The following is a 24,812-nucleotide window of genomic DNA, read 5'->3' as shown; positions in this document are numbered from 1 at the left end:
GGTACAGAGCATATTCGGCATACATGAACCCTTCGGCTTGCAGCAATCAGCCAATTTCGAAGCCCCTAGCGGTTCAACTCGCGCGCAGTAGTTTCGCTGCATCATGGTAGGGGGGTGCACCGAACATGCGTTTGTAGTCCCTGGAGAACTGCGATTGACTATCGTAACCGACAGCGGCTGCTACCTGACCGGCCGAGGTGCGCTCCGTAAGAAGCATCCGTCGCGCTTCTTGCAATCGCACCTGGGTTCTGTACTGAAGCGGTGTCATCAATGTGACCGCCTTGAAATGCCGATGAAATGAGGACAGGCTCATTCCCACCAGATCCGCCAGCTCCTCGACGCTCATGGACTCCCGGTAGTTCGACTTTATCCAGGCTGTTGCCTTACCGAGCTGCGAAAGCCGGGTTCCGGCGGAGGCAAACTGAGCCAAGATATTACCCAGTCCCATTTTTGCCAGTTGATAGTAAATCTCCTGAAGTACCAACGGCCTGAAAAAGCGCGCGTCGTCCGAATTATCTAGGAGTCGCAAGAGCCGCACAAAAGAACTCAGCATCGGCGGCCTCATCGGCGCCGCGATCACACCGGCAGGCGTCTCTTCGGGGATGTCGATGCTCGTTGGGAGTTTCTGGAGGACGTCTACAAGGAGGTGACGATCCAGATCAATTGTGAATGCTAAATGTGATCGTCCATCAGACGCTCTAAACACTTTGGAGACTACGGGAAGATCAACTGTTACAAGCAAGAAAGCGGCTTCATCCGCGGCAAAGCTCTGGTCGCCAAGCGACACTTCCTTTGCCCCACGCAAGACTACGCAAAGGCGTGGGTTATAAAGTGTATGAAACGCACGAAAGCTGTCATGAAGCTGGTAAAGCGTGAGCCCTTCCAACGTCGTCGGCGTACGCAATTGGTTCGCATGACGCTCGACGATCTCGCGCATCTCCTCGATAAGACTATCTCCATTATCGGTCATAAGACACGTATCCTGTTTCGGGGCACTCAGGTGTTTGGCAGGATCGTGCAACATTTTAGCACGATCGCCGTAGTTTCGAGGGGCCGCCTTTCCCAAATCCGACGCCGAGCAATTGCTCACTCCGATTATATCGGGGCAACAATCTCCTACCAATGATCCAAAGGGGTAATGGAATGTCTGAACGAGTTTGGCTTATAACCGGCGGTTCGACTGGCATCGGTCGATCACTTGCGAAGCAGGTTCTTGACGGCGGTGACCGGGCCGCAGTCTCCGCCAGAAATCCGGAAGCATTACGGGAACTGACAGAGCGATTCGGTGAGAGAGCGCTGGCGCTGACGCTCGATGTGACCCAACGTGACATGATCGCAGAAGCCGTCGACAAAACCGAAAAGCACTTTGGCAAAATCGACGTGCTCGTCAACAATGCAGGCTACGGCTACTTTTCGGCGATCGAAGAGGGAGAAGAGTCCGAGATCCGGAGACAGTTCGAGACAAACGTATTCGGTCTATTCGAGGTGACCAAGCAGGTGCTGCCCGGCATGAGAAGGAGAAGGTCCGGTAATATCGTCATGATCTCGTCCATAGGTGGGCTGATGGCATTCCCTGCCACTGGATACTACCATGCAAGCAAATTCGCGGTCGAAGGGTATTCCGAGTCGCTGGCTCAGGAAGTTGCGCCCCTAGGCATTAAAGTGACCATCGTAGAGCCAGGGCGTTTTCGTACCGATTGGGCGGGGCGTTCGATGGTGGAATCAAGAACAGTCATTGATGACTACGCGGAGACGGCAGGTGTTCGTCGCAAACAAGTTCACGAATACTCTGGAACGCAGCCAGGGGATCCCAACAAGGCAGCTGCCGCTATCATCAAAGCCGTGCATGCATCTGCCCCCCCGCTTCGGCTCCTGCTTGGACCAGACGCTTATCAGATGGCACAAAAGCGTCTGTCTGCTTTAAGCGAGAACTTTGAGGCTTGGAAAGACGTGTCTGTAAACACTGATTTTGATGACTGAAAGCAGGGGCGCCGCATCGCGGCGTCCCTCAACGGGGAGCTTCCTTAATCTGGGCTTGATAACTCACAATGTGCGGAACTGGTCAGACTGCCGCACCGGCGCCCGAATTGTCGCTGAATAGCAGCTTGACCAGAGCCTGTGCGCCTGCGGTTGACGATGCAGGATTCTGTCCAGTAATCAATCGACCATCTGTGATGACAAAGCTTTCCCAATCTGCTGCCTTTTCGAACAAGCCGCCCAGGCGTCTCAGCTCGTCCTCGACCAGGAATGGAACCACATTGGTAAGCTGGACCGCTTCCTCCTCGGTATTGGCGAATCCTGTCACCCGTTTCCCTTTGACGATAGGCGCCCCGTTGTGCATGACTTTGTGAAGGACGGCCGGTGCATGGCAGACCGCCGCTACGGGCTTGCCGCTTTCATAGAAGGATTCGATAAGCGAGATTGAATGTCGATCGTCCACAAGATCCCACATCGGACCATGGCCACCGGGGTAGAACACGGCGTCGAAATCCTCCGCTCGCATGTCCGAGAGCATTTTGGTGTGGGCGAAGTCTTTCTGCGCGGACGGATCGGCCTTGAAGCGAGCCATCGCCTCCGTCTGGTTCTCTGGAAGGTCGCTCTTTGGATCCACCGGAGGCTGTCCTCCCTTTGGGGACGCAAGGATTAGCTCGACGCCAGCGTCTTTGAAGACATAGTAAGGTGCTGCCCCCTCCTCCAGCCAGAACCCTGTCTTTCGACCGGTGTTGCCGAGGACGTCGTGCGAGGTAAAGACCATTAGGACCTTCATGTTGGATCTCCATTAGGGGTTGGTTCAGGGATGCTCGGGTCGAAGCCTTCGGCGAAAGGCGGTTACGCCAACCGATAGCGCGAATGCGCCTACTCACATGTGCCCCGCGACGCCTGAAGCGTTTCGCTGGCGTTCGTCACCTTTGCTGTGATAACCGTCGCGACGACGATAAAAGCTATGTTGCGCATTAGAGACCTTCAGTCCGTTTGATTGAGGGAAGGCTAGCGAGTTCCTGATCGGCAAGAAATTGCACCTCTGCACATCTCTTCAGCACTATGGTATCGGCTCCGATGCCCACCACGGCGTAACGCATCCACGAGCTCCCTCAGAAACACCAGAGCGTGTGCCGTCGCACCCCTCGAAGCTCGCTGAATGCCTCGTTGTCCGCCAGCTACCTCCGATAGCGAACCGCGAATTCGCCCCATCGGTCGGCACAATGTCCGAACCATTTACGGAGATCAGTGCTCGATGCGACGTCCTTTAGCCATCGACCCAGCTTCGCATCGCTCTTTGCCAAGCCTCGCGGCCACAGTCAGTCCACGAGGATCCGCTCACCCTCCTTCACCTCCGGAGCGTCGTAGACCCGTTCCAGTCTTACTATCACCCGCCGCAGGCCTTCATTCTCATACGAGTGATATCACTCGTCGCCTAGCGTTTGCGCGAATGTCTGGCCGTACGGAAAAAAAAGCTCCTTCCGGCCTTCGCTCCAGGCTTTTCGAAGCTCCGGCCGAGTAATATCCCAGTCCGCAAAGCACTTCATGCAGACCGCACGAAGGTCCTGACGAAGTTCCTCGACGGTCGGACGGCCGAAGAACCAATAGCCATTGTAAACCTTGTGAACGATCAGTTTAGGTTCGAGGACAATGACATGGGGTATCATCGGATTGTGGACCGGATCCGTATATTCGGCGATGTCCAGGTCCTTCTGAACTATTCTTCTCGGGTCGGCGAGAAACGTCCAATGGGCGCCAACGCCGCTTCGGTATTCGCGCGTTTCTGCGATGGCATCAGTGCTGATGGTCACCATTCTACAGTACCCCACACCCATCTCGCGATGAAGCTGCAGTAAGCCCTCCGCCTGACGCCGATCTTTAGGGCAGTAGCTTCCCCGGCTGAGAACCAGCACCATGGGATAAATGCTTTGAAGATCCGAAAGCTTCCGGCGCTTTCCAATGTGATCGTTTAGTTCGTAATCCGGAAAAACCCCGCCGGACACAATATCGGCTCGCATGTTATAGTGCCTTTCGGTTAATGTGCCACTCCTGGCGGACCCAACAAGAAGAGAAGGTGATTGCTCGCGACGCCATTGTACTTTGGTGTCGAATAGATACGACGGTCACTGGATGGAGAGCGCGGTTCCACGCCCGCGGCCAAGCGACATCCGCACTCACGTCGCACTCAAGCAAGCGCCTCTTGTGTCGCGAGTCACAGTTCAACCGCTGGGGCCAATCGGTCGAACTTTTGTGGTCAAATGCTTGGCCCCTGCAGGCGGTGGTCAGCCGCCTGCAGCCTGTCGTCAAGGGATCGAAGCCATGTCAATGACGAAGCGATATCGCACGTCGCTCTTCAGGACGCGCTCGAAGGCTTCATTGACCTGTTTGATACCGATCTTTTCGATTTCAGAGACAATGCCATGCTTCCCGCAGAAGTCGAGCATCTCCTGTGTCTCCTTGATTGAGCCTATCATCGATCCGGCAAGGCTGCGATGTCCCGCCACCAAGGAGAACGCGTGCACGGGAATGGCCTTCTCCGGAATCCCGAGCAGTACCATCGTGCCATTGACCTTGAGAAGGCCCAGGTAAGCGTTCCAATCAATCTCAGCTGAGACGGTGCAAATGATCAGGTCGAAGGCGCCTGCGAGTTTTTCGAACGTCGACGCGTCGCTCGTCGCATAATATTCTTTCGCGCCGAGCTTTAGTCCGTCTTCTTTCTTCGAGAGTGTCTGCGACAGGACGGTGATGTCGGCCCCCATCGCTGAACCGATCTTCACGCCGAGGTGGCCAAGACCGCCCATGCCGATGATCGCGACCTTCTTGCCGGGGCCGACGTTGTAGTGACGCAGCGGCGAGAATAGGGTTATGCCGGCACAAAGGAGCGGAGCCGACGCATCTAGTGGGAGATTTTCTGGGATCGCCAGTACGTAGCCTTCTTTGACGACAATCGAATCAGAATACCCGCCTTGCGTAGCAGTCTTCCCGTCGGCTTCGAGCCCATTGTAGGTAAATACGAGACCCGGCATGTACTGCTCGTTGTCGAGATCGCGTGTGGCGCAGCCGACGCAACTATCGACGAAGCAGCCCACGCCCACATGGTCGCCGACCTTGAACTTTGTCACCTTGGAACCGACGGCCGTAACGACGCCAGCGATCTCGTGACCTGGAACCATCGGGTATACGGCATTGCCCCACTCATTCCGTGCCTGATGTATGTCGGTGTGGCAGATGCCGGAGTATTTAATCGCGATAACGACGTCGTCCGGATTGGGATCGCGGCGTTCGAAGGTGAAGGGTGTCAACGGCTTCGATGCGTCAGTCGCCGCATAGCCTCTTGCGATGGTCGGCATGAGATAGTCCTCTTTTCAGTTTTCACGGAGCCTCCCCCGGAACGCGGGCTTGCTCGCCCCGTCCAGTGGAAGCATTAGACGCAATCTTCCGCGGCTTTCGAAACGCCGGTCATTCTGGCCGACTGCGAAAGTGAACGCCGCGGCAGAGTGGTTGTGAGCGTGTTTGCCTGGGAGCGCACTCCTACTTTGGTATGGGCGATACCAAAGTACTGCCGACCGTCGTCTGCCGGCTTTAGGCGCCACCGACCTTGTCGGGAACTCGAGACAATCATCATTTCGCTCGCATCAATGCGTCACGGGACCGTGAGTAGAACGGATCCGGCACCGCGAGAATTCATGCCGGGCGGCAGGCAGTCTCCCGGAATCCGGGACAATCGTGTCGATTGCCATCGGTAACAAGGTAAGGGGCGATACCATCGTCTCATTCAGAACCGCCGATGTTGGTTGCATAGTGACGTCCTCATGCCGATCAATCTGCGAGGAACCCATGAGAATCTCAGAGATCTCCACGAACCGGCGGCTCGGACGACCGGGCGGTCTCAGCGGCAGGTTCCAGCCAATCGAGCACGCCAATTCGAACATTCGGCGGATAAGAACTGCCGAGGAACACGTTCATGAGACAAAGGACCGATCCCACGATGACCCGAGCGGAAGTGGGATAGTTGCTGTTATTCTGTTCGGGGCTGGTCTTACCCTAGCATTCGGTGCCTTGCTGGCGTTCGCTGATCCAGACTGGACCCACGCTGTTGGCTTGACCTACCTTTTTAGTTGGTCGAACCGTTAGGCTTGAAACGCCGTTGGATGATGTATTTAAGGACATCTTCAATCTTCTTCGGCAACCCCGGCATCGAGTTCGCAATGTTGATGATGCTCGCCTTTGGCTCGCATTTTGCACCACGGAGGACGACGTTCGCCCATTAATCCACCTCCTTTTCTTTGGTGCCATCAGCGCGCTTTTGCTCAGGAATTACAGCGCCCCTGGGTGCCAGACCGACGCTCTCCAACCATAAGTCAGGAGATTCCCGTCGGCGTGATTAAGACCACATGGTGGGTCGCGGCAGCATTGGTTCTGTCGTATGCGGTTAGATTGTTTCTGACAGTTGAGCGTATCCCTTTGCCCCGACCTAGGGCATTATCAATGGAGTGCAAGATCTCACGCACCCGGGCGGTGCCTGGGGGCTCCTGTCCTTCATTCCCCTCTTCGCGGCGCTTAATGAGGATGGAAGGGAATCTCTCGCGAAAAGTATGAAAAGACTCCCCTACAGCAACGGTTCGACAATCGTGAGTGAAGGCACGATGATGAACTCTCTTATCATCGTTCGCAGCGGTGTGGTGGTGATGGAGCAAACGGACCGGGCTAGATCCGTGGAACTCGGGCATCTTCCCGCCGGCGATATGATCGGAGAGTGCCGGGTGCTGACTGGCGCCGTCGAGATCGCGCACTCCCGATCACTAACGTCCGTCGTCGTATACGAGGTTCCTAAAGAAGATCTCGCCGTGATCATGCGCCAGAAACCCGCGCTGGCCTTCTGCTTGCAAAGCGGATGGAGGCGGAGTCTCGATTCCGGCAAGAACTGGAACAGAGGCCGGATCGGCATCCAACTTCAATCGCGGCAAGGATTCGGCACCTGCTCGAATACCGCACCCACACTACTAGACATGGCCAAGCTGGCCACGTCGATCCCGAGGTATCGCACGGCAATACCTTAGTTCACTTACGGATGAAGGCTGCCGGCGCTAAGGTACTATCGGTCGCCCGGGCCCTTACCGGAGACTAGACGAAGACTAGAAGTACTCCGGCCCTCCTCCCTTACGCCGGAGGTGGCGGACGATCCTCCCAAGGTCCGCTGGGCCGTCCCCCTCCGCCGGGGGCGGCTCTTCCGCGGTCGCGAGTGGATGAGATCTCAAGCCGAAGCGAGCGGACGTGAAAATCCGACGGTTGCGCCTCTGTTTGAGCCCTCGTCGATGAATATCGCCGAGAGGTCGGAGGTGACCGTCTGTGTCGTGCTCCAGAAACACCTCCGATCACCGACACCTGCGTATCCCCCGACTAACGCCGATCATTTGATGACGGCACTCGGCGCCGGCGCCTGGCCATTTCCACTCATCGGCAGCATCGGGCACAATCTGCCACGCGGCGCCCGACGGATTCGTTTCGGCAGTCGTTGACGAGGATGCATGGGCAGAAAGATAGTTTTAGTGCACTGTCCGTATCCACTCTCTTCTGAAACTTTGGATACAATCCGCTCTTTCACCGAGCTACGTTGACGTTATCTTTCCCGCCCCGAATATGAGGCGGCGATATCGAGAAAGCATATCTGGGTCGTCAATGGATCCGTGATGATGCAGCAGCTGCCAAGCGCCCTCTTTTCGTACAAACCATCGCGTTGTCCTTATCGCCAGGTCCATGCGCTCTTCTGGTGTTCTGCATTCTCCTCGTTCGCGCCCAACGAAAAGATGCCAATCCTGTCCGCCTTGGCTCGTGAAGTCATGAAACGTCACATTGACCTCCGCTCGGCCGTCGAACAGCTTCGTGTAGCCTTCAGCGATCGAACGCCAGCCGCGACGAATGCCGCCGATTGGATTGTCCATGCTCGGGTCGTGGCCGGCTAACCAGACGCCTTCCAGCCCTGAGAGATCCTTTTCATTGAAGGACCGGTAAAATTCGATAAGTGCATCCAGCGGCCCTCCATCGCCGGCTTTTGATTCATTTCCACATATTTCGACAAGGTGCCATTGCATTGCATGTCCTCTTTCGTGAAAGCGTCTTCGACGACTGTAGGGGGAGAACGATGTTAAAAAATTCGAAGTTTATCCATAACACAAACGTGTCTCGGCCTACGGGTGATCGGTGATCGACCAACACCATCGTACAATTGAAGCGAGGCAAAACTCGGGGATAATGGCTGCGGAGTGAGGGCCTCGTGGCCAAGATTCGACCGCGATATAGTTTCGATTGGGGAAGCAATGATCGTTCAAGGAACAGCGCCAATCCCCGCGGCACAAGATGGCAGGAAGCCGATTGTCAAGCCGGCGGACGCAAACGGGGTGGATGATGCGCGCGGCGTCGATAAACGCCGCCAGGCACTTGGTCTATCGATTCGGAAATTGACCGCCTTTATGGTCCAGTATTCACGGGGATTTAGTATTGAGCGACACGCCGTCCCTCGTTGCTTGCCTGGCTTTTCGCACGAATCCTCAGCGCTCTTTCTCGCCGCCAAAAAAAGTCGCAGACCTCAGACCGACGGACAACGCGCTCGCAAATGCTCTAAAATATCGGTACTCTTCTTCCGTCTTGCCGTCCGGTCTCTCGCCGTTGAAGGAGCGAAGCCGGTTTCGAGGAGTACTTGAAGTGTACAGTTTGAGTTCCGCAAGCCAAGACCGCACACGTCCTCGTCTCGACGCCCCGTCCGGCAAGGCGGTGGTAGTCGTTATCGACGATGATGTATCGGTTCGGGAATCGCTCGAACTTCTAATTGCATCGGCGGGGTGGCAACCCGCCACCTACTCGTCCGCCAAGGATTTTCTGGACAGTTCTCCGGCCGAGCCTCCAAGTTGTCTTGTACTTGATGTCAACATGCCGGGCCTAACTGGTTTAGATTTACAAGGAATGCTCACCTCGCACGGTCGCAGGGTTCCAATAATATTCGTCACTGGTTTCGGCGACGTTCCAATGACAGTACGTGCCATGAAAGCAGGCGCGTTCGAATTCCTTACCAAACCAATCGACACTACAGCCCTCCTCACTGCTATCGGTAGCGCCGTAGAGCAAAGCGTTGCTCGCGTGCGCGAAGACGAGGAGATCAGCCGCGTTAAAGCCCGCTATCAAGGCCTGAGTCAGCGGGAACGAGAGGTGCTGGCTTGCGTCGTGAAAGGGCTTCTGAACAAGCAGGCTGCCTTTCAATTGGGGATAAGTGAAATCACCGTGAAAGCGCATCGCGGCCAGATGATGCGGAAGATGGGCGCCCGATCTGTGCCGGATCTCGTGCACATGGCAACGCTGCTTCATGGCGCAGATGACACTCGGCCGAGAAACGAGAACGAGATTCGTTAGCCGGAGCACGTTAATCGTTCATTTAACGTTCAGATCGGCTTTGGACGTAAACTTGGGGCTTTTGATCGACGCCAGTGGCCAAATCGAAGGCTCTGATCCCTTTGAAATAGGATCTGATCAAGCATGGCAAAAGCTTATTGGATAGCTACGTATCGTTCCGTTACCAACCCTGATGCCCTGGCGGCCTACGCAAAGCTCAGTGGGCCGGCGATTGAGGCGGGCGGAGGTCGGGTTCTCGCTCGGGGTATGCCTGCTCTCGTGTACGAAGCAGGCATTCATCAGCGAACGGTCCTGATCGAATTCGAGAGCGTCGAGGCAGCTCAAGCTGCCCATGACAGCCCGGCCTACCAGGAAGCCTTGGCTCTGGTAACTGGCGCTGTCGAACGAGATATTAGGATCATACAGGCTCAATGAGGACGGTTTCCGTTTTCGAGGAGTTCGGCTACGGCAGCCGCTTCAACGAAAGGAGAACTTTGCGATTACCGCAAGCGCCTCGTCGGATAGCCGCCGTGTCAATTCTTCCGATCCAAGCCGAGGAGACAGCCTGGCAGACTGACCAGCCCACAAGTTTGTAAAATGATCTTTGCAAACGGCTTCGGCCGCGGCCTTCAGCGGCGCTAATGCTGAGGCTGCGGTCGGGAAGTCGGGAGCTATCTCAGTAAGCGGTCCAAGTTCTTTCATCAAGCGATTGATCACCCCGCGGGCGGGGCGCCCGGTCATCACGTTTGTAACAGCCGTATCGTCATCGCCAGCAGCCTCGATTGCGGTCAAGTGGACTTCAGCGATCTTCGCTTCCGGCGTGAACAGGTATGCCGTCCCAACTTGGACCGCGCTGGCACCGAGCATGATGGCCGCCGCGACGCCTCGGCCGTCGGCAATTCCTCCTGCGGCGATCACCGGCACATCGACGGCGTCTACCACTTGGGGCACGAGAGCCATCGTCCCAACCTGGGTTGCCATGTCGTGGGTAAGAAAGTTGCCCCGGTGGCCCCCCGCCTCGTATCCCATCGCGATCACGGCGTCCACGCCATTGTCCTCCAGCCAAACCGCCTCGGCTACGGTAGTGGCAGACGAGATCACCTTGGAGCCGGCTGCCTTCACCCGCCTGACCAGAACCTGGTCAGGCAGACCGAAGTGGAAGCTGACTATTTCCGGTCTAAACTCCTCCACGGCTTCGCAAAAGGTACTGTCAAATGGAGCTCGTCCTCCAGCCGCTATAGGGACCGCCGGGTCCAATCCTGCTTCCACGTAATAAGGCGCCAGCGCAGCTCGCCAACGCATCTGAGCAGTAGGATTCGCCGGCGGCGACACGTGAGCAAAGAAATTCGCGTTGACAGGAGCCTTGGTTGCTAAGCGAAACTGCCGGAATGCCTCCCTCAACTGTTCAACGGAGAAAAGCGCACTCGGATGGAGCCCAGCCCCCCAGCGCGGGCTGCCGCGATAGCCATATCAACGGTCGTAGCGCCAGCCATTGGTGCCTGAATGACTGGGAGTTCAATCCCAAACAGGTCGAGTGCTCGTCTATCCGGCCATGCGTTCATCGTCCAGCTCCGTTCGAGAGTATTTGCCTTCTCGTAGGTCTGAAACGGTGCAGCGTCTATTGCACCAAGGTATCCGCCCTTACCAATCCGAAGGTATCGGGGACACCTTGGTACAATAGCTCCACGAGCCGTCCAGCGAGAAGTTCGTGGCGGGCCAGCAGAGAGCCGCCCGTCTGAGAGTTGTCAGAACACTTGATAGCACTGCCTTGAAACATGGCAGAGGCATGGGTTGAGGCGTGCCATAAACGGAGGCCTGAATGAGCGTACACAAGACCGTGGTGGTGACAGGCGCCTCTCGAGGTATTGGCGCAGGCATCGTGAAAACGTTTCTTGAAAGAGGCTACAATGTAGTCGCGACGTCGAGACGTATCAGCGAGAGCAAGCTTTTCGACCGAGCCGGTCATCTTGAGCTATTAGATGGCGACGTCTCGGACCCATCGACGGCGGAGCGGGCTGCGCTCGCCGCAATCGAGCAATTCGGTTCGATCGACGCGTTGGTAAACAACGCGGGCGTCTTCTTCCCCAAGTCCTTCCTGGACTACACGATCGACGATTTCCACAAGTTGTCGGCCACAAACGTCGAAGGTTTCATACATTTCACAAAGCATGCCGTCCGGCAGATGCTCCGGCAAAAATCCGGCGGGAGCATCGTGTCAATCACGGCTTCGCTTGCCGATCATCCGATCCGCGGTGTGACTGCATCGCTGCCGATGATCACCAAAGGTGGGCTCAATTCCATCACGAAGAGCCTCGCGCTCGAATTCGCGATGGACAACATCCGAGTGAATGCGGTGTCGCCCGGCGTCGTTGACACGCCGCTGCATGCCTCACGGCAGAAGGATTTCCTTCGAACGCTGTCGCCGATGGGCGTCGTGACGGACGTCCAGGAAATCGTCGATGCGGTCGTCTACCTCACGGAATCGTCAAACATCACCGGGGAGGTGCTGCACGTGGACAGCGGCGCACATATCGGAAGATGGTGAACCCGAGCATCGAAACCCGTATTCGGGAGATGGCAATCACGCTCCCTCCAGCTCCGACGCCTTTCGGGACATACTCGGAAGCCGTCAGGTCGGGGGCACTGCTGTTCCTCAGCGGAATGCTGCCAGTCGTCGACCACGAACCGATTTATCTGGGCCGAGTTGGCTCGGAACTATCCATCAGAGAAGGATACGATGCTGCGCGAATTGCCTGCATGAACGGCATATCAGCCGCGAGGGCACATCTCGGTTCGCTGGACTACATCAACCGCATAGCGAAGCTTGGCGTCTACATCGCGGCACCAGAGGATTTTCGGGACCACCCGAAGGTCGCTGACGGAGCATCAGATCTGCTTATGGAACTGTTCGGCCAGGCGCTGGTACCTCCCCGCATTGTTCTGGGCGTCTCTAGTATCCCGCTTGGAATGCCGATCGAGGTCGAGCTCGTCTTCGAAACCGACATGCAGTGAAGTGTCACAAAACGCACAAATGGGAGTTTCTCATGAACAAAAGATCAGCAAATTCCACGAACCTCGTAGCTGTATCCTCCAGGTTGGTGACTGCAGCGGCACTCTTGATGCTTCCAGCTTTGGCATTGTCCGGTCAGCGGGCAATTCCAGAGAAGACAACCGCAACCAATGGCAATGGCATTCTGCGGTCTGAGAAGGCGGAAATCAGGATCGAAAAGAGATCGCCTGCGTATTGGAGGGTTACATTCGACAACCCGCCATTCAACATCTTCGGACCGGAGACCATCCCCCAGATGGAAAAGGTCGTGGCCGCCATCGAAAACGATCCCGACCTTAGAGTGGTGGTTTTCGATAGTTCGGTGCCAGGTTTTTTCCTGACCCACTACGATTTCGTCCCTCCGCTCTCGGCATCGACCGAACTCCCTTCAGGTAAAACTGGGCTTCACCCCCTCCCCGACATGCTGGTCCGCATCAGCAAAGCGCCTGTGGTCTCCATCGCCCTAATCCGGGGCCGTGCCACAGGCGTCGGGAGCGAGTTGGCCCTAGCCAGCGACATGAGGTTCGCCAGCAGAGAAAAAGCGATCCTGTCGCAATGGGAGGTGGGAGCGGCGCTTGTACCGGGCGGAGGCCCTATGGCCCGGCTTCCCCGTCTGATGGGGCGCGGGCGAGCTCTTGAGGTCTTGCTCGGTTCGGATGACATCGATGGAGAGCTCGCCGAGAAGTACGGATATGTGAACCGGTCACTTCCGGACAGTCAGCTAGACGCATTCGTAGACGGACTCGCGGGGCGGATCTCGGGGTTTGATCGCGATGCCATCGCAGACACAAAACGGCTCGTGGACTACGCAAGCCTTCCAACGGACCCCGAGATCGGCGCCGGATGGGACGCCTTTATATCGTCGGTTAGGCGGCCGGCGGCCCAAGCCAATATTGAAAGACTCATGAACATGGGACTTCAATCCAAAGCCGACGTGGAAGCGAAGCTAGGTCAATATACGGGGACTTTGGCCAACCGATAGATCTGCGGCGTCTTTGACCTGGTTGGCCAGTTTTTCAGGAGGTAGAGATGCAAGGTATCTACCATAACATGTTCGGCGCGCCCGATGTTTAGCTGCCCCATGTCACCTCAGGAGTGCCGAGAGGGCAGGACGACGGTCGCACCCTGGTGCTGATTCACGGATGGCCGCAAACCTGGTGGGGTGGCGCCACGTAATCGCGCCGCTTCGCGAGGATGTTTGGTTCGTCGTCGCGCACCGAGGTGCGGGCGGATCGTCCAACCCCGAGGGTGGCTATGACAAGCAGAGGATAGCAACGGCTATCAAGGGCTTGGTGGACCACATAGGAGTATCCAAACCGATCACCCTTGTTTGTCATGACCCTTGTATGCCGGTGGGATATGCCTTCGCGACGCTTTTCCCTGAGGCTGTCAAGCGCCTGGTGATGATGAGGCGCCGCTAGCCGGTACCAAGGGCATGGAGAGCGTGGCGACCATGAAATTCAGCCAGTCGAAGCTCTGGCACTTTCATCTCCATGGTGCGTCCAGAAATGTCACGGAAATGCTGATTTCGGGAAACGAGTTCCATTACCTCAGGTCATTCTATCTCCGGTTGAGTGCCAACCCGATGTGATCTCGCTGTCCGATGTAGAGAGCTACGTCGCCGACTACATGGCGCCGGGAGCGATGAGGGCAGGTCTGGAACTTACCGGCGTTCGAGAGAGACGCGGAGGACAACCGTAAGATCCTCGCCGCACGAGGTAAGCTGAAGATGCCGGTCTTCGGGCTCGGGGGCACCGCAAGTTTCTTCCTGCCGATCGCGCGGGAGATGCTTCTGAAGGTCGCGGAAGACGTCACGGTATCGTCGGTTGAGAACTCGGGGCACTGGATCGCCGAGGAGCAGCGCGAAAGGCTACCAGCACGGCTTCGGGAGTTCTTTGCGACCACCGGCGGCGCCTGACGCCGAGGCTCTGCAAACCGCCCCGTCGTTACCTGTTATCAGGCGGCGCGAGCCACCCATTCAAATAGGAGTAAGAGGAATGCAAGCGAACCAGATCATTGACGTGAAGTCCTCAGCCATCGTCAACGCACCGATCGAAAAGGTTGACATTCCGAGCTGGTGCTTTGGGCTGACCGAAGAGGAGTACATGGGCTGCTCGCCTGCCCATGTCGCAGCCGGCTCCACGAAGACCCCCGACGGAAAAAGGGTTTGCATCAATGTTGAAACGATCGGCGGCAGCTTGATGGTGCAGCATTTCGTCGAAACCCTTAGTCAGAAGGACCATCTTGTTTTAAATTCCGATTCCGACGTCTTTACGCCGTACGGCAGGACCACCGTCCATGTTCAATGGGAGCTTACGGTCAAGAAGGTCAGCGAAGATCGCTGCGAACTGACAACGCATGTGCAGTCATTTGCGACCGATGAAATGCTGGGCCTGCTCAATCGCCAGGGAATACCTTTCGACCTTTTCCGCTCGCAGAACCTGCCGATCGGGATTGCTCATAACGAGCAGGAGACTCCTCGTTTCGCGGCGAGTATCGCGCGGGCAGCGCTGCGCCACTAGGAGCGCGGGCCGATTTCGAGGTGCCTGAGGTCGCGCCATATGGCTACGAAGCAGCACGCTTGATAGCGCAGCAGCATCCTCAGCGCGTCCCTTGTTACGAGGTCCGGCATTCTCCCAGGAGGTTCAGCGCGGTTCAATCGGGCAGGAGTGGCTTCGGGCGGGTTTCCGCACGTAATGGCCGGCGTTTGCGTCCATTCCCCTCATCCAAGACGATGCGAAACCGCAAGATGGTCTTATCACACCACGTGCATCGGCAAGCCCACGATCGAGCACCAGGTCTAAAAGGCCCGGCCCCTAAATTCTGGCTGCATGTTATCTCGCCATTGCTCGGCCTCTTTGCGTGCCCGAGCGAGAGGCAGGTGATCAAGCGCCTCTAAGTCCAACGCTTCCGCGGGCGCTCTCCGAGGCTGTAACGTAATCCGGCGAGAATTGTGGCGGCTGTCTCGTGATCGCAACGCTGTCTTGATGAGTTCTACCAATATCTTGGAAGGCGTCTCCATCGACCACAGCTTGCCCCATCGTTCAGCGTCCTCGCAACTTATCCTCACCCGCGCAAAATGAGCATGATGATCGAGTTAACCTTCAAAACTCCGATCGACTGGTTGGTTAACCACTGATTTCTTCGAAATCCAACCATTACTCTCTTTGGTGAACGTTGAGAGTCTTAGATCTACGGTGACGTGCTGTCGAAAGACGGAAGGGAGCCGATACCATCGTATATCCGACACCATAGTACCATCGCTGTAGCACCTCGTTTCGGCCACTCTATCCATCGTGATCTTGACATCAGACACCTGCACTCGACAGCGTATGGAGAATTCGATGCTCTACACAAAACCGACTGACGGCTACCGCTTGGCCTACCGCAAGAATGGTTCTGGCCGAGCGGTGGTCATGATCCACGGTTCGCCCGGCGATGGCCACGAATACGACAATCTGGTCGCGCTAGTCGCGCCGCACGCGTTGACGGTCGTTCCAGACCTCCGCGGCTTCGGACTCTCGGACAAGCACCTCGACAAGGGAGCCTCTGCGCTTTCGCTAGACGGCCAGGCCAAGGCAGTCATCGCGTTAATCGAAGAACTCGGGCTGCGAGACGTCGTGCTAGTGGGATACGACATCGGCGGCTTCACCGTCCAGACCGTAGCACGCCGTAGGCCGGACCTGATCGCCGCCCTTGTCCTCGCACCACCGCTTCCAGGCGTAGGACGACGGATCCTGGAGGTCACCGCCATCAACGAGTTCTGGCATGCGACGTTCTTCCGAACAAAACTCGTGGAGCAAGTATTCGATAGCAATCGAGACGCGATACGCGCGCTTCTGAAGGTGCATCTCGACGGATGGTCCGGCCCTGGGTCAACTGTCACCGAGCAACTGCTTGATCACATGGTCGAAGTCTACTCCGCGCCCGGCGCTTTCACGGCGGGCGTGTCCTGGTTCCGGACCGTCGAAGGAAATCCTGTCTCGGATTATGCGATGGAGACGGTTCCAGCGCCTTCGGATCGGCTCGACAAGCCAGTGTCGGTATTGTGGCCGGAGCATGATCCTCTCTTTCCGACCGAATGGTCAGACACGCTCGACCAATTCCTGAGCAACTTCTCCTTCAAGTTCATGCCTGGTGTCGGTCACTTTTCGCCGACGGAGGCGCCGCAGATTTTCGCCTCGGAAATTTTCTCACACCTGAGCGGCAAATGGCGCGCCGACGTCAGCCATGAGCCACGTTCCAAGCGCGGATGACCCGCGGGGCCGTCGATCCAAAATGCACATCAATCAGAGACGTCCGACTTCCTGGTGGCCGATGAGAAAGGTCCGCGGGACGGAGCACGGCGTTGATAACCCGGAGCCAGAACAAATGGGACGCTATCACGACCTGGTCGGCGAACTGATATCGGAAGCCGTCGCGCTGATTATCATCATCACCATCGGGTGCTCGTCCGCTGCGATGTATTTCCTCTACGACCCAAGCCCCTACAAGACGGCTTACTGGGGCCTCTGTATCACATGGGGCCTATCAGTCTCGATCGCCATCTACGTCACTGGGGCCGTTTCCGGAACGCACGCGAATCCTGCGGTGACATTGGCGCTGGCTGTCTTCCGCGGCTTTTCCTGGAAGAAAGTCGTTCCGTACTGGATCGCTCAGGTCCTCGGTGCGTTCATCGGCGCCGCCATCGTCTATGTGCTCTATTCGGCGGTCATCGATCATTACACGGCTGCGCAGCATCTCGCTCGGAGCGACGGTGGAGCCTCTGGAGTGTTTTTTACATCGCCGGGCGTGGCTGTTACGCCTGCGAAGGCGCTGGTCAATGAAATCATCATCACCGCTTTGCTCGTCTTCGGCATCTTCGCGGTCACCGATGAATTTAACACGATCGCGCCTCGTGCGAATTTCGGAGCGATCGTTATCGGGCTGATCGTGGCCGTGATTGGGGCGTCCGCGGGCTATCTCGAGGGTTGGGCGATCAACCCGGCGCGCGACTTCGGTCCGAGGTTCTTCGCATGGCTGGCGGGCTGGGACCGGGCCGCGCTCCCCGGAAATCTGAACTACTGGTGGGTGCCTATCGTAGGTCCAACGGTCGGCGGTCTGCTAGGCGGGGGTGCACAACACCTTCTCATCCGACCGTTCTATCCCCACGAGAAGAAAAAATCCCTGGAATCAGCACGATGACACGGCGTCCTCACTTCTACCGAGATGGCGGTCCGCGATGATCACGGTCCTATCGCTAGCACTCGCGCCGACGTTCTTCGTCATGCTGCTTGGCTACGTCGCCGGCAAAACTGGCAGCATCAACAACAAGCACGTGACCGAACTGAACATCGTCGTGATGAACTACTGCCTTCCGTCGTCTCTCTTCGTCGCCACCGCATCAACCCAGTGGCGGGACCTGGTAGCCCAGTGGCCGGTCCTGCTCTCCTTGGGCATCGTGATGATGGGCATCTACCTGCTCTGGTACGGTTATGAGTGCCGCCTGCGGGGCCAGCACTCGAGCGAAGCTGCTCTCCAGGCACTCGCCGTCGGTCAGCCCAACTTTGCAGCAGCAGCCTTCCCAGTGATCACGGCCCTCTTCGGGGCGGATCACCTCTCCACGGTAGCGGTAGGCATAGCAGTCGGATCAACGCTGCCCTCCCCGTTGACGTTGGCGCTGCTCGAACTCGACAAACCGAAAACCGGCGCCAGTGGGGCCGGAGGGCTGACACAGATCGCCAAAGCCTGCGCCCTCGCTTTCTCCAAGCCGATCGTTCTATCCCCCGTTTTCGGCATGCTCTATTCGCTGAGCGGACTGCATCTGCCGGACGTCGTGGCTGCATCTCTGCGCCAGATCGGTGTCGCCGCGGGTGGCATGGGTCTTCTTGTGACCGGCGTAGTTCTTTCCCAAAGCAGATTTCGTCTTTCGCTCAATACGACGGTTGGCGTTGCCGTCTCTAACGTGGCGCAGCCCATCCTGGCGTTTCTCATATGCAGGGGCGTTGGCGCGCCCATCGAGATCACGAAGTTGTCTGTGATCATGGCCGCCCTTCCCTCTGGGTTTTTCGGCATCCTCTTCGGCAACAGCTACGACCGGATCTCCGTGGAAGCCAATTCAACCATCATCGCGAGCACGATCTTTTCGGCGCTCACGTTGGCCGTGGCGATCGGGTGGACCTACAGCTACATCGGCTGAGGTCCAGCGATCGTAATCAACTTCAAAAACAGGAGTACCGAAAATGCCCAAGAAAATTCTGATTACCGGCGCTGGCTCAGGTCTGGGCGCCGGGGCTGCAATCGGCCTGGCCAAAAAGGGCCACACCGTCATTGCGACAGTGGAATCATGGCCTCAGGTTACGGCGCTTCGCAATACGATCGTCGAGCAAGGTCTGACGAACATCACAGTGACGAAGCTGAACCTCTTGGATCGCTTCGATATCGCTGCCGCGGTGAAGCTCGATTTCGACATTCTGGTCAATAACGCCGGCATCGGCGAAGGCGGCCCGATCGCTGAGATTCCGCTCGAGCTAGTGAAGGCGAACTTTGAAGTCAATGTCTTCGCGCTGCTGGACCTTACCCAGAAGGTTATTCGACGCTGGGTCAAGTCTAAGGTCAAGGGCAAGGTGGTTTTCATCTCGTCCATTCTCGGCGTCGTCAGCCCCGGTATGCTCGGCTCCTATTCCGCCACCAAGCACGCGCTTCAGGCGATCAGCGAAGCAATGCAGGAGGAACTGAGGGAATTCGACATTCAGGTCCAGACCATCAACCCAGGCCCCTACTTCACTGGCTTCAACGAGCGCATGGTCGAATCCGCCTATCGTTGGCTTGATGACGAGGTCAACTTCACTAGTCGAGCTTCGTATAAGGCGCAGACAGATGCGCTCATCGATAAGAACGAGATGCGTCTCGATCCGAACGATATGATCGCCAAGATGGTCGAACTCATTCCGGAGTCGACCGGCCCGTTCCGCACCATTTACCCAAAGGAAACCGCAGACTGGCACGCCGCTGCCGGGGTGGCGATGCTCAGTCGGACGATCTGATTTCGGGAACGTCTGCCGGACGTCGACGGGCGCCCGACAGACCTGGCGCTAACACGGGACAAAGGTTGGAGATGCGACATGAGCAACGATTCCGCGCCTCTTGACGATATCAGACCATCGCGTCGATCATTCTTATTTGGGACCTTAATTAGTGCCGCGTCGCTAGCCCTTCCCCCGCGCTGGTCCTGGGCTGCTAGTAGCGCGTATCTCTCTGGCGTCAAGGCGCTTACTTTTGACATGCAGGGAACGGTTTTTGACTTTTACGACCCCATATCTGCAAAGGCGAAGGCAATCGGGGAACGGCTGGGACTGGCGCAGGACTGGGCGGTGACGCTTGCCGGCGACTGGAGCAGTGCAGCGCATGATATCATTGTTGAGATTTCGGCGCAGAGACGTCCGTGGGTCTCCAACACCGAGGTCTATCGCGAAGCGCTTGGACCGCTACTCGCGAAACGAGGCGTCCAGAATATTCTTACTAACAGTCATCGAGAGGAGCTGCTCTCGGTCTGGGGACAGATGATTCCTTGGCGTGACGCACAGGCCGGGCTCGCTCAACTTCGACAAAAATACACCCTCGCCACGCTGACCAACGCTGCGATGTCGCAGATGACCGCCCTCGTTAAGGGCAGCGGCCTTCCCTTCGACGAGATCCTTACAGGTGAGCTCAACAAGGCATTCAAGCCCGACCCCCGCGTCTACCGACTAGCCGTAGACTACACTGGGTTCAGGGCCGATCAGCTTCTGATGGTATCGGCCCACAAGTGGGATCTCCGGGCATCCAGGAAGGCTGGATTTCGGACGGCCTACATTCCACGTCCATTGGAACTCGGCCCCGGTCACGCAGCCGATACTACACCCGAGGAATTCATAGATGTGATCGCAACCGATCTGATCGATCTCGCCAATCAGCTCGGCGCTTGACGCAGCCGTCCCCAGATCAAGGAAAACGCCGCCTCACCCAGGGCGGCGTTTCTTCTACTCTGCGATAACGCCCGGATGGCCCTCAGACGACCCTCAACCGATACTTCCACCCGGAACGCTGAGCGACAGGTTCGGCAGCAGCCCTTGTCTTGCGGCCCCATAGGCGACCCAGTCCGCGACGTTAGGAGGAAGTGACGGCAGAGCGATGAGTTCGCCTTGATCTAACCCTGAACAGCAGAATCGACCATTTCGCGGATCGCCTGGAAGCGAACGTTCCGATTGGCGAACTCGCTCATGGAGCGACAGCGTCCTTGCCAGCATGAACGCTTTTGTGGCGCCTTAGACACCTTCGAGTTCTCCGCTGCGACGCTCCCAATGGGCCAGAGCTACACCATTGGACAATGGACGCCGCGCGCCCAAAGGCGCAGCATGATGGCAGAAACCCTAGCTGACGAGGAGAGCTCATTATGGATGATCGGAAGCAACCAAAGACAGTCGCACCGAAAGCAGCGACCGAAATGGACATGAAACTGGAGGTCGTGGTCATCCCGGTCTCGGATGTGGATAGAGCCAAGAAATTCTACACGGGCTTGGGATGGCGTCTCGACGCAGACGTGCCCGGAGATAATGGTTTTCGGGTCGTCCAAGTCACGCCGCCTGGATCCCAATGTTCGGTGATCTTTGGATCTAAGGTGACCTCAGCGGCGCCCGGTTCAGCGCAGGGACTCCATCTTGTTGTGTCAGACATCGAAATCGCTCACGCGACCCTTGCGGCCAGAGGCGCGGAAATGAGCGGGGTCTTCCACGATACCGGCGGAGTGTTCCACCACCAGGGCAACGATGCGCGGCTGCCGGGGCCACACCCATCCAGAGCGAGTTATGGCTCCTTCGCATCATTTAGCGATCCGGACGGTAATGGCTGGCTTTTCCAGGAAGTTACGACCCGACTGGCGGGTCGTATCGAGCCGAGGGGCGCAATGTTTTCCTCTGCAGCCGATATCGCCGCGGCGCTGCGTAGAGCCGCGGCTGCACACGGCAGGCATGAAGCGCAAAACGAAGGCAATCACGACGAGACGTGGCCTGAATGGTACGCGGCGTACATTGAGGCAGAACAGCAGGGTGGACCACTCCCCTGCTGATAATCCTCCGACCGATACCAAGGTATAATGTATTGCAGGTTGAAGGAATCCTAGTTTGAAACCATGGCGGCCGTTTTTGTCGAACGAGGCTTGCGATCCTTCAGGAGGGTCGCGCAACGGAGTTGCATATGGGAGGGTTTCACGATTTGATTTCGGTCGTTGACGACGACGTGTCGGTACGGGAGTCCCTGCCGCCACTTTTGAAGTCCTTAGGCTTTCCGGCAGAAGCCTTCGAATCGGCAGAAGCGTTTCTTCACTCGACTTCGATGCAGAAGACCGGATGCATTGTCCTCGACATCACAATGCCCGGAATGTCAGGGCCTGAACTTTTTCGGGAGCTCGTGCGGAGAGGGCTTCGTATTCCCGTTGTTTTCATCACCGCGATCCACGACGATGTGCTTCGGACTGAACTGCTCCGGGAAGGGGCAGTGGACTGCCTCTACAAACCATTCAGCGAGAACGATCTGGAAGAGGCGGTCACAACAGCGTTGGGGAAAGGCATTGCTTCGTAGGAAGGCTTGGCATCGGAAAGTTGCTTTCTGTATTCCTCTACCGGTAGCCGCCCCAGCCCCAGTTTTCGAGACCGACTTCCTCTATGACAACGAAGGTTGGTGCCAGCGGCTTGTTCAGGACCTCAAGAAGGACGTTGCTGACGCCAGCAAATGATCCGTGCCTTTTCCTCAATTCACCGAGCTCATCCATGGCGTCTTGCCTTCTCAGGTGACTTGGATGTTTACGATAGGCATGTGGAATTCCTTCAATTTCGTGGCCGGTTCTGAAAGCCCATTGCCGACAGGTGATTTTCTAGAGCGTCTACCTGCGCGTACCCGGCCCCGATCCGCGCAAGCCTTCCATCCTTTCTAACGAAGAGAGTCGGAAAGCTTGTCACGCCCAGCGCGCGCGCGGTGGCAAAGTCGGCCGCCGCTTCTTCAACGGTGCTCTTACGGCGCCAGGTTCCTAGAAATTCCAACGCGGAGACCGAATGGCCGAGCGAGGTGAGTGCGGCGCTGCCAACTGTGGCAAGAGCCTCGCCGTCGGTGGTGTCGACAGCGTCGACGTAAAAAGCATGCTGGAACGCGCGAAATACGCTCAATACGTCCGCGTCCGGCTTCAAAATTCGTGCCGCTACAACGGCTCTGCACACCGGTTCGGTGTCATAGACGAATCCTTCGCGAGTCAGCAGACCCTCCCGATTGAAAGGTAGACCGCTTGCTTCTTCGACTTTCGCCCAGTGACGCAGTCGGAATTGCTTGCCTGCGTCGTCCAGCAAGTCGGTCGCACCTGCTCGCAGACCTCCAAGGATGATCGTCAAGGATGCTTCCGGGTGTCTCTCAAGCAGCACTTCCATTTCCTTGCCGAAGCCGTAGCACCAGGAGCACATAGGGTCGGCAGCAAGAACAAGTTCCATGATCAGTCGCCTTTCACTGGTGAACCCGGCGATTGGTTGCCGAATCCACTCTCCCACTTAGTTACCAGCGCCCGGCGTTCTGGCCGCCGTCGACGTGAAGGATTTCACCAGTTACAAATCCGGCATCCTCAAGGAACAGGACTGCCTTGACGATGTCGCTGACCTCGCCCATGTGAGCCACCGGATGAAGACCGGAGAGGAACTCGTGCGTCTCAGGGGCATGCATGGGGGTCTTGATGATGCCAGGGGAAACGGCGTTCACGCGAATGCCCAATTTTGCATACTCAAGCGCCAGGCCCTTCGTCACGGAGTTGAGACCGCCTTTCGTAAGAGACGCCAAAGCGGCAGGTACGCCCGCGATCGGCTGATCGACGAGGCTGGTGGTGATCGAGACGATGTGCCCTGCACCCTGCTTCAGCATCTCACGTGCAGCGCGTTGAGTGATGTGGAAGAAACCGGCGATGTTGACGCCGAAGTTGAGGTCGTAGTCCTCTTGAGTGAAGTCGACGAACGGCTTCGCCGTGAACACGCCAGCGTTATTGACCAGCGTATCGATCCGACCGAAACGTTCCAGCGCGTCGCGAACCACACGCTCTGCGGTTTCCGGCTTCGCGATGTCACCGGCGATGGCAAGAACGCCGGAGTCGGGGCCAGCTTCTACCGACCGGGAGGTCGCTACGACGTTATAGCCCTTTTCGCGGTAACCCCGCACCAAACCCTCGCCGATGCCCTGTGACGCGCCGGTGACGATTGCCACTTTCTGAGTGCTCATGATGTGAATCTTTCTCATATTGACGGCCGTTTCCTTCGGTCGTCCAACGCCCTCGGCGTCGATGAGCAAGATTTAGATGCTTCCGTTGATCGGCAGAATTGTCACCTGTAGGGCGACACTGTGCCGATAATCGGCACAATCATGTCAGTCCTTCGGATTCGGAAGCGATGCGTCCTAGCTCCGCCCTCAGGCGCGGCGCTGCAAAATCGACGAAAGCGCGGACCTTCGGAACCGTCATCCGGCCGGGAGGCGACAACAGATGGACGGGAAGTGGAGGAAGTTCATCCTCCGTCAGAACGATCTTTAGGCTTCCATCTTTGACAAGATGGGAGACGTGATACGAGTAAAGTCTCGTAAGACCAAGGCCGGCCGCAGCCGACGCCGCGGCCGCTCTCACACTGTTTACAACGTATCTCGGCGTGAAATGAACCGACCTCGGAATCGAGGATCCTTTGGGCGGCGAAAAGCTCCACGATTCCAGACCGAAATTGCTGAACGCGATGATGCTGTGCGCCGCTAGATCGGAAGGATCTACGATGGCGGGTGGTCCGGCGAGATACTCTGGCGAGCCGACGACTACCCGCCGCACGTCGCCACCAATCCTCGTCGATATGTTCGACGAGTCCGGCAGATTGCCGATGCGCAGTACAATATCGACGCCCTCGTCCACAAGGTTCACGAAGCGATCTAGCATTAGCAGCCTGACGGAGACTCTTTCATGTAGGCGCAGAAAATCATCGAGGATCGGACGTAGAACCTCCTCCCCCAATATTGGGGGGGCGGAAATTGTCAGCATTCCCCGCGGTGAAGCTTGCTCGCCGACTGCGACAAGGTCAGCTTCTTCGAGATCGGAGAGAATTCGTCTACAAACGACGACGTACCGCTGGCCCGCTTCACTCAGATGTAGGCTGCGGGTCGTTCGATGCAGCAACTCGGTTCCGACGTGCTGTTCGAGCATGCCAAGTGCTCGACTTATTGCTGTCGCCGATCGTTTCAGCTTGCGTGCCGCGCCAGCAAGGCTGCCTTCGTCTACGGCTGCGACGAAAACCTTCATCGCGTCGATACGGTCCATCTCCCCCTCCGTGTTCTATGATCGCCATCCCCGGCCTGAGCATGATCGACGGGTTGCACACTA

24 protein-coding genes and 2 pseudogenes are annotated in these 24,812 nt (G+C 57.3%); 16 read left to right on the top strand and 10 right to left on the bottom strand.

Annotation, left to right across the window (positions count from 1 at the left end; translation table 11 throughout):
* Positions 1-73: 73 nt before the first annotated feature.
* Positions 74-970 carry an AraC family transcriptional regulator gene (locus EV281_RS28475; RefSeq protein ID WP_165911979.1) on the bottom strand — a complete coding sequence of 299 codons (897 nt, stop codon included), beginning with the start codon at positions 968-970 and terminating at the stop codon, positions 74-76.
* Between the two features lie 173 nt (positions 971-1,143).
* On the opposite strand from EV281_RS28475, the gene EV281_RS28470 reads away from it, so the two are divergent.
* A complete protein-coding gene (locus EV281_RS28470; protein ID WP_132657953.1) occupies positions 1,144-1,980 on the top strand; it encodes an oxidoreductase in 837 nt (278 codons plus the stop codon).
* A gap of 82 nt (positions 1,981-2,062) precedes the next feature.
* Here EV281_RS28470 and EV281_RS28465 read toward each other — a convergent pair whose 3' ends face one another.
* The 3 genes from EV281_RS28465 to EV281_RS28450 all read right to left on the bottom strand — a co-directional run bounded on the left by EV281_RS28465 (position 2,063) and on the right by EV281_RS28450 (position 5,330).
* A complete protein-coding gene (locus tag EV281_RS28465; RefSeq protein WP_132657952.1) occupies positions 2,063-2,767 on the bottom strand; it encodes a type 1 glutamine amidotransferase domain-containing protein in 705 nt (234 codons plus the stop codon).
* Between the two features lie 637 nt (positions 2,768-3,404).
* Positions 3,405-3,998, bottom strand: a complete 594-nt coding sequence (locus EV281_RS28455) for a redoxin domain-containing protein (protein ID WP_132657950.1) — start codon at positions 3,996-3,998, stop codon at positions 3,405-3,407.
* A 285-nt stretch (positions 3,999-4,283) separates the two neighbouring features.
* Positions 4,284-5,330: an NAD(P)-dependent alcohol dehydrogenase gene (locus tag EV281_RS28450; RefSeq protein ID WP_132657949.1), complete on the bottom strand. Its 1,047-nt coding sequence runs from the start codon at positions 5,328-5,330 to the stop codon at positions 4,284-4,286.
* 1,245 nt (positions 5,331-6,575) lie between these two features.
* Between EV281_RS28450 and EV281_RS28445 the strand changes: the two genes are divergently transcribed.
* Positions 6,576-7,040 (top strand): cyclic nucleotide-binding domain-containing protein, encoded by a 465-nt coding sequence (locus EV281_RS28445; RefSeq protein WP_132657947.1) that lies wholly within the window; start codon positions 6,576-6,578, stop codon positions 7,038-7,040.
* Positions 7,041-7,589: 549 nt separating this feature from the next.
* Here EV281_RS28445 and EV281_RS28440 read toward each other — a convergent pair.
* Positions 7,590-8,072 carry a nuclear transport factor 2 family protein gene (locus EV281_RS28440; protein WP_132657945.1) on the bottom strand — a complete coding sequence of 161 codons (483 nt, stop codon included), beginning with the start codon at positions 8,070-8,072 and terminating at the stop codon, positions 7,590-7,592.
* 679 nt (positions 8,073-8,751) lie between these two features.
* On the opposite strand from EV281_RS28440, the gene EV281_RS28435 reads away from it, so the two are divergent.
* Both EV281_RS28435 and EV281_RS28430 read left to right on the top strand, forming a co-directional pair.
* On the top strand, positions 8,752-9,384 hold the full coding sequence (locus tag EV281_RS28435) for a response regulator (RefSeq protein WP_245508395.1): 633 nt from the start codon (positions 8,752-8,754) through the stop codon (positions 9,382-9,384).
* 123 nt (positions 9,385-9,507) lie between these two features.
* Positions 9,508-9,798 carry a DUF1330 domain-containing protein gene (locus EV281_RS28430; RefSeq protein ID WP_132657944.1) on the top strand — a complete coding sequence of 97 codons (291 nt, stop codon included), beginning with the start codon at positions 9,508-9,510 and terminating at the stop codon, positions 9,796-9,798.
* Between the two features lie 42 nt (positions 9,799-9,840).
* Here EV281_RS28430 and EV281_RS28425 read toward each other — a convergent pair.
* Positions 9,841-10,925 (bottom strand): annotated as a pseudogene (locus EV281_RS28425) (nitronate monooxygenase family protein).
* Between the two features lie 257 nt (positions 10,926-11,182).
* Between EV281_RS28425 and EV281_RS28420 the strand changes: the two are divergent.
* From EV281_RS28420 to EV281_RS28365, 12 genes are all read left to right on the top strand, one after another.
* Entirely contained in the window at positions 11,183-11,908 is a 726-nt protein-coding gene (locus EV281_RS28420) for an SDR family oxidoreductase (protein WP_132657942.1), read from the top strand.
* On the top strand, positions 11,902-12,375 hold the full coding sequence (locus EV281_RS28415; protein WP_132657940.1) for a RidA family protein: 474 nt from the start codon (positions 11,902-11,904) through the stop codon (positions 12,373-12,375). Before EV281_RS28420 ends, EV281_RS28415 begins: the two co-directional genes overlap by 7 nt.
* A gap of 32 nt (positions 12,376-12,407) precedes the next feature.
* Entirely contained in the window at positions 12,408-13,394 is a 987-nt protein-coding gene (locus EV281_RS28410; RefSeq protein ID WP_132657938.1) for an enoyl-CoA hydratase/isomerase family protein, read from the top strand.
* 747 nt (positions 13,395-14,141) lie between these two features.
* Complete coding sequence (locus EV281_RS28405) at positions 14,142-14,330, top strand: hypothetical protein (protein WP_132657937.1); 189 nt, start codon at positions 14,142-14,144, stop codon at positions 14,328-14,330.
* 79 nt (positions 14,331-14,409) lie between these two features.
* On the top strand, positions 14,410-14,934 hold the full coding sequence (locus tag EV281_RS28400) for a hypothetical protein (protein WP_132657935.1): 525 nt from the start codon (positions 14,410-14,412) through the stop codon (positions 14,932-14,934).
* A gap of 822 nt (positions 14,935-15,756) precedes the next feature.
* Positions 15,757-16,668, top strand: coding sequence for an alpha/beta hydrolase (locus EV281_RS28395; protein ID WP_207896907.1), 912 nt, complete (start codon positions 15,757-15,759; stop codon positions 16,666-16,668).
* A gap of 115 nt (positions 16,669-16,783) precedes the next feature.
* On the top strand, positions 16,784-17,596 hold the full coding sequence (locus EV281_RS28390) for an MIP/aquaporin family protein (protein ID WP_132657933.1): 813 nt from the start codon (positions 16,784-16,786) through the stop codon (positions 17,594-17,596).
* Between the two features lie 37 nt (positions 17,597-17,633).
* Entirely contained in the window at positions 17,634-18,590 is a 957-nt protein-coding gene (locus EV281_RS28385) for an AEC family transporter (RefSeq protein WP_132657931.1), read from the top strand.
* 43 nt (positions 18,591-18,633) lie between these two features.
* The gene (locus EV281_RS28380; RefSeq protein WP_132657930.1) at positions 18,634-19,437 is read left to right on the top strand and encodes an SDR family oxidoreductase; all 804 of its coding nucleotides are present in this window, start codon (positions 18,634-18,636) and stop codon (positions 19,435-19,437) included.
* A 78-nt stretch (positions 19,438-19,515) separates the two neighbouring features.
* A complete protein-coding gene (locus EV281_RS28375) occupies positions 19,516-20,358 on the top strand; it encodes a haloacid dehalogenase type II (RefSeq protein WP_132657928.1) in 843 nt (280 codons plus the stop codon).
* Positions 20,359-20,825: 467 nt separating this feature from the next.
* A complete protein-coding gene (locus tag EV281_RS28370; RefSeq protein WP_132657926.1) occupies positions 20,826-21,497 on the top strand; it encodes a VOC family protein in 672 nt (223 codons plus the stop codon).
* Between the two features lie 128 nt (positions 21,498-21,625).
* Positions 21,626-22,009 carry a response regulator gene (locus EV281_RS28365; RefSeq protein WP_132657925.1) on the top strand — a complete coding sequence of 128 codons (384 nt, stop codon included), beginning with the start codon at positions 21,626-21,628 and terminating at the stop codon, positions 22,007-22,009.
* A gap of 8 nt (positions 22,010-22,017) precedes the next feature.
* On the opposite strand, the pseudogene EV281_RS31885 reads toward EV281_RS28365, so the two are convergent.
* The 4 genes and pseudogenes from EV281_RS31885 to EV281_RS28345 form a co-directional block, all read right to left on the bottom strand.
* Positions 22,018-22,195: pseudogene (locus tag EV281_RS31885) on the bottom strand (tautomerase family protein); the annotation flags it as partial.
* Between the two features lie 59 nt (positions 22,196-22,254).
* On the bottom strand, positions 22,255-22,905 hold the full coding sequence (locus tag EV281_RS28355; RefSeq protein WP_132657923.1) for a DsbA family protein: 651 nt from the start codon (positions 22,903-22,905) through the stop codon (positions 22,255-22,257).
* 61 nt (positions 22,906-22,966) lie between these two features.
* Positions 22,967-23,680 (bottom strand): SDR family oxidoreductase, encoded by a 714-nt coding sequence (locus tag EV281_RS28350; protein WP_207896909.1) that lies wholly within the window; start codon positions 23,678-23,680, stop codon positions 22,967-22,969.
* 136 nt (positions 23,681-23,816) lie between these two features.
* Positions 23,817-24,749, bottom strand: a complete 933-nt coding sequence (locus EV281_RS28345) for a LysR family transcriptional regulator (protein WP_132657922.1) — start codon at positions 24,747-24,749, stop codon at positions 23,817-23,819.
* Positions 24,750-24,812: the final 63 nt, after the last annotated feature.

Origin of the sequence: Rhizobium sp. BK418, assembly GCF_004341105.1 — a bacterium.
GTDB lineage: Bacteria > Pseudomonadota > Alphaproteobacteria > Rhizobiales > Rhizobiaceae > Rhizobium.
The sequence above is the reverse complement of the archived record's forward strand: the minus strand, read 5'-3'. Positions and strand labels throughout refer to the sequence as shown.

What these genes read in the sequence shown, in the direction of transcription:
- EV281_RS28465 (WP_132657952.1), bottom strand. Translation starts at nt 2,767, where the DNA reads ATGAAGGTCCTAATGGTCTTTACCTCGCACGACGTCCTCGGCAACACC.
- EV281_RS28375 (WP_132657928.1), top strand. Translation starts at nt 19,516, where the DNA reads ATGAGCAACGATTCCGCGCCTCTTGACGATATCAGACCATCGCGTCGA.
- EV281_RS28410 (WP_132657938.1), top strand. Translation starts at nt 12,408, where the DNA reads ATGAACAAAAGATCAGCAAATTCCACGAACCTCGTAGCTGTATCCTCC.
- EV281_RS28380 (WP_132657930.1), top strand. Translation starts at nt 18,634, where the DNA reads ATGCCCAAGAAAATTCTGATTACCGGCGCTGGCTCAGGTCTGGGCGCC.
- EV281_RS28355 (WP_132657923.1), bottom strand. Translation starts at nt 22,905, where the DNA reads ATGGAACTTGTTCTTGCTGCCGACCCTATGTGCTCCTGGTGCTACGGC.
- EV281_RS28405 (WP_132657937.1), top strand. Translation starts at nt 14,142, where the DNA reads ATGCCGGTCTTCGGGCTCGGGGGCACCGCAAGTTTCTTCCTGCCGATC.
- EV281_RS28445 (WP_132657947.1), top strand. Translation starts at nt 6,576, where the DNA reads ATGAAAAGACTCCCCTACAGCAACGGTTCGACAATCGTGAGTGAAGGC.
- EV281_RS28400 (WP_132657935.1), top strand. Translation starts at nt 14,410, where the DNA reads ATGCAAGCGAACCAGATCATTGACGTGAAGTCCTCAGCCATCGTCAAC.
- EV281_RS28420 (WP_132657942.1), top strand. Translation starts at nt 11,183, where the DNA reads ATGAGCGTACACAAGACCGTGGTGGTGACAGGCGCCTCTCGAGGTATT.
- EV281_RS28390 (WP_132657933.1), top strand. Translation starts at nt 16,784, where the DNA reads ATGGGACGCTATCACGACCTGGTCGGCGAACTGATATCGGAAGCCGTC.
- EV281_RS28430 (WP_132657944.1), top strand. Translation starts at nt 9,508, where the DNA reads ATGGCAAAAGCTTATTGGATAGCTACGTATCGTTCCGTTACCAACCCT.
- EV281_RS28365 (WP_132657925.1), top strand. Translation starts at nt 21,626, where the DNA reads ATGGGAGGGTTTCACGATTTGATTTCGGTCGTTGACGACGACGTGTCG.
- EV281_RS28440 (WP_132657945.1), bottom strand. Translation starts at nt 8,072, where the DNA reads ATGCAATGGCACCTTGTCGAAATATGTGGAAATGAATCAAAAGCCGGC.
- EV281_RS28470 (WP_132657953.1), top strand. Translation starts at nt 1,144, where the DNA reads ATGTCTGAACGAGTTTGGCTTATAACCGGCGGTTCGACTGGCATCGGT.
- EV281_RS28385 (WP_132657931.1), top strand. Translation starts at nt 17,634, where the DNA reads ATGATCACGGTCCTATCGCTAGCACTCGCGCCGACGTTCTTCGTCATG.
- EV281_RS28415 (WP_132657940.1), top strand. Translation starts at nt 11,902, where the DNA reads ATGGTGAACCCGAGCATCGAAACCCGTATTCGGGAGATGGCAATCACG.
- EV281_RS28345 (WP_132657922.1), bottom strand. Translation starts at nt 24,749, where the DNA reads ATGGACCGTATCGACGCGATGAAGGTTTTCGTCGCAGCCGTAGACGAA.
- EV281_RS28450 (WP_132657949.1), bottom strand. Translation starts at nt 5,330, where the DNA reads ATGCCGACCATCGCAAGAGGCTATGCGGCGACTGACGCATCGAAGCCG.
- EV281_RS28370 (WP_132657926.1), top strand. Translation starts at nt 20,826, where the DNA reads ATGGATGATCGGAAGCAACCAAAGACAGTCGCACCGAAAGCAGCGACC.
- EV281_RS28395 (WP_207896907.1), top strand. Translation starts at nt 15,757, where the DNA reads ATGCTCTACACAAAACCGACTGACGGCTACCGCTTGGCCTACCGCAAG.
- EV281_RS28475 (WP_165911979.1), bottom strand. Translation starts at nt 970, where the DNA reads ATGACCGATAATGGAGATAGTCTTATCGAGGAGATGCGCGAGATCGTC.
- EV281_RS28455 (WP_132657950.1), bottom strand. Translation starts at nt 3,998, where the DNA reads ATGCGAGCCGATATTGTGTCCGGCGGGGTTTTTCCGGATTACGAACTA.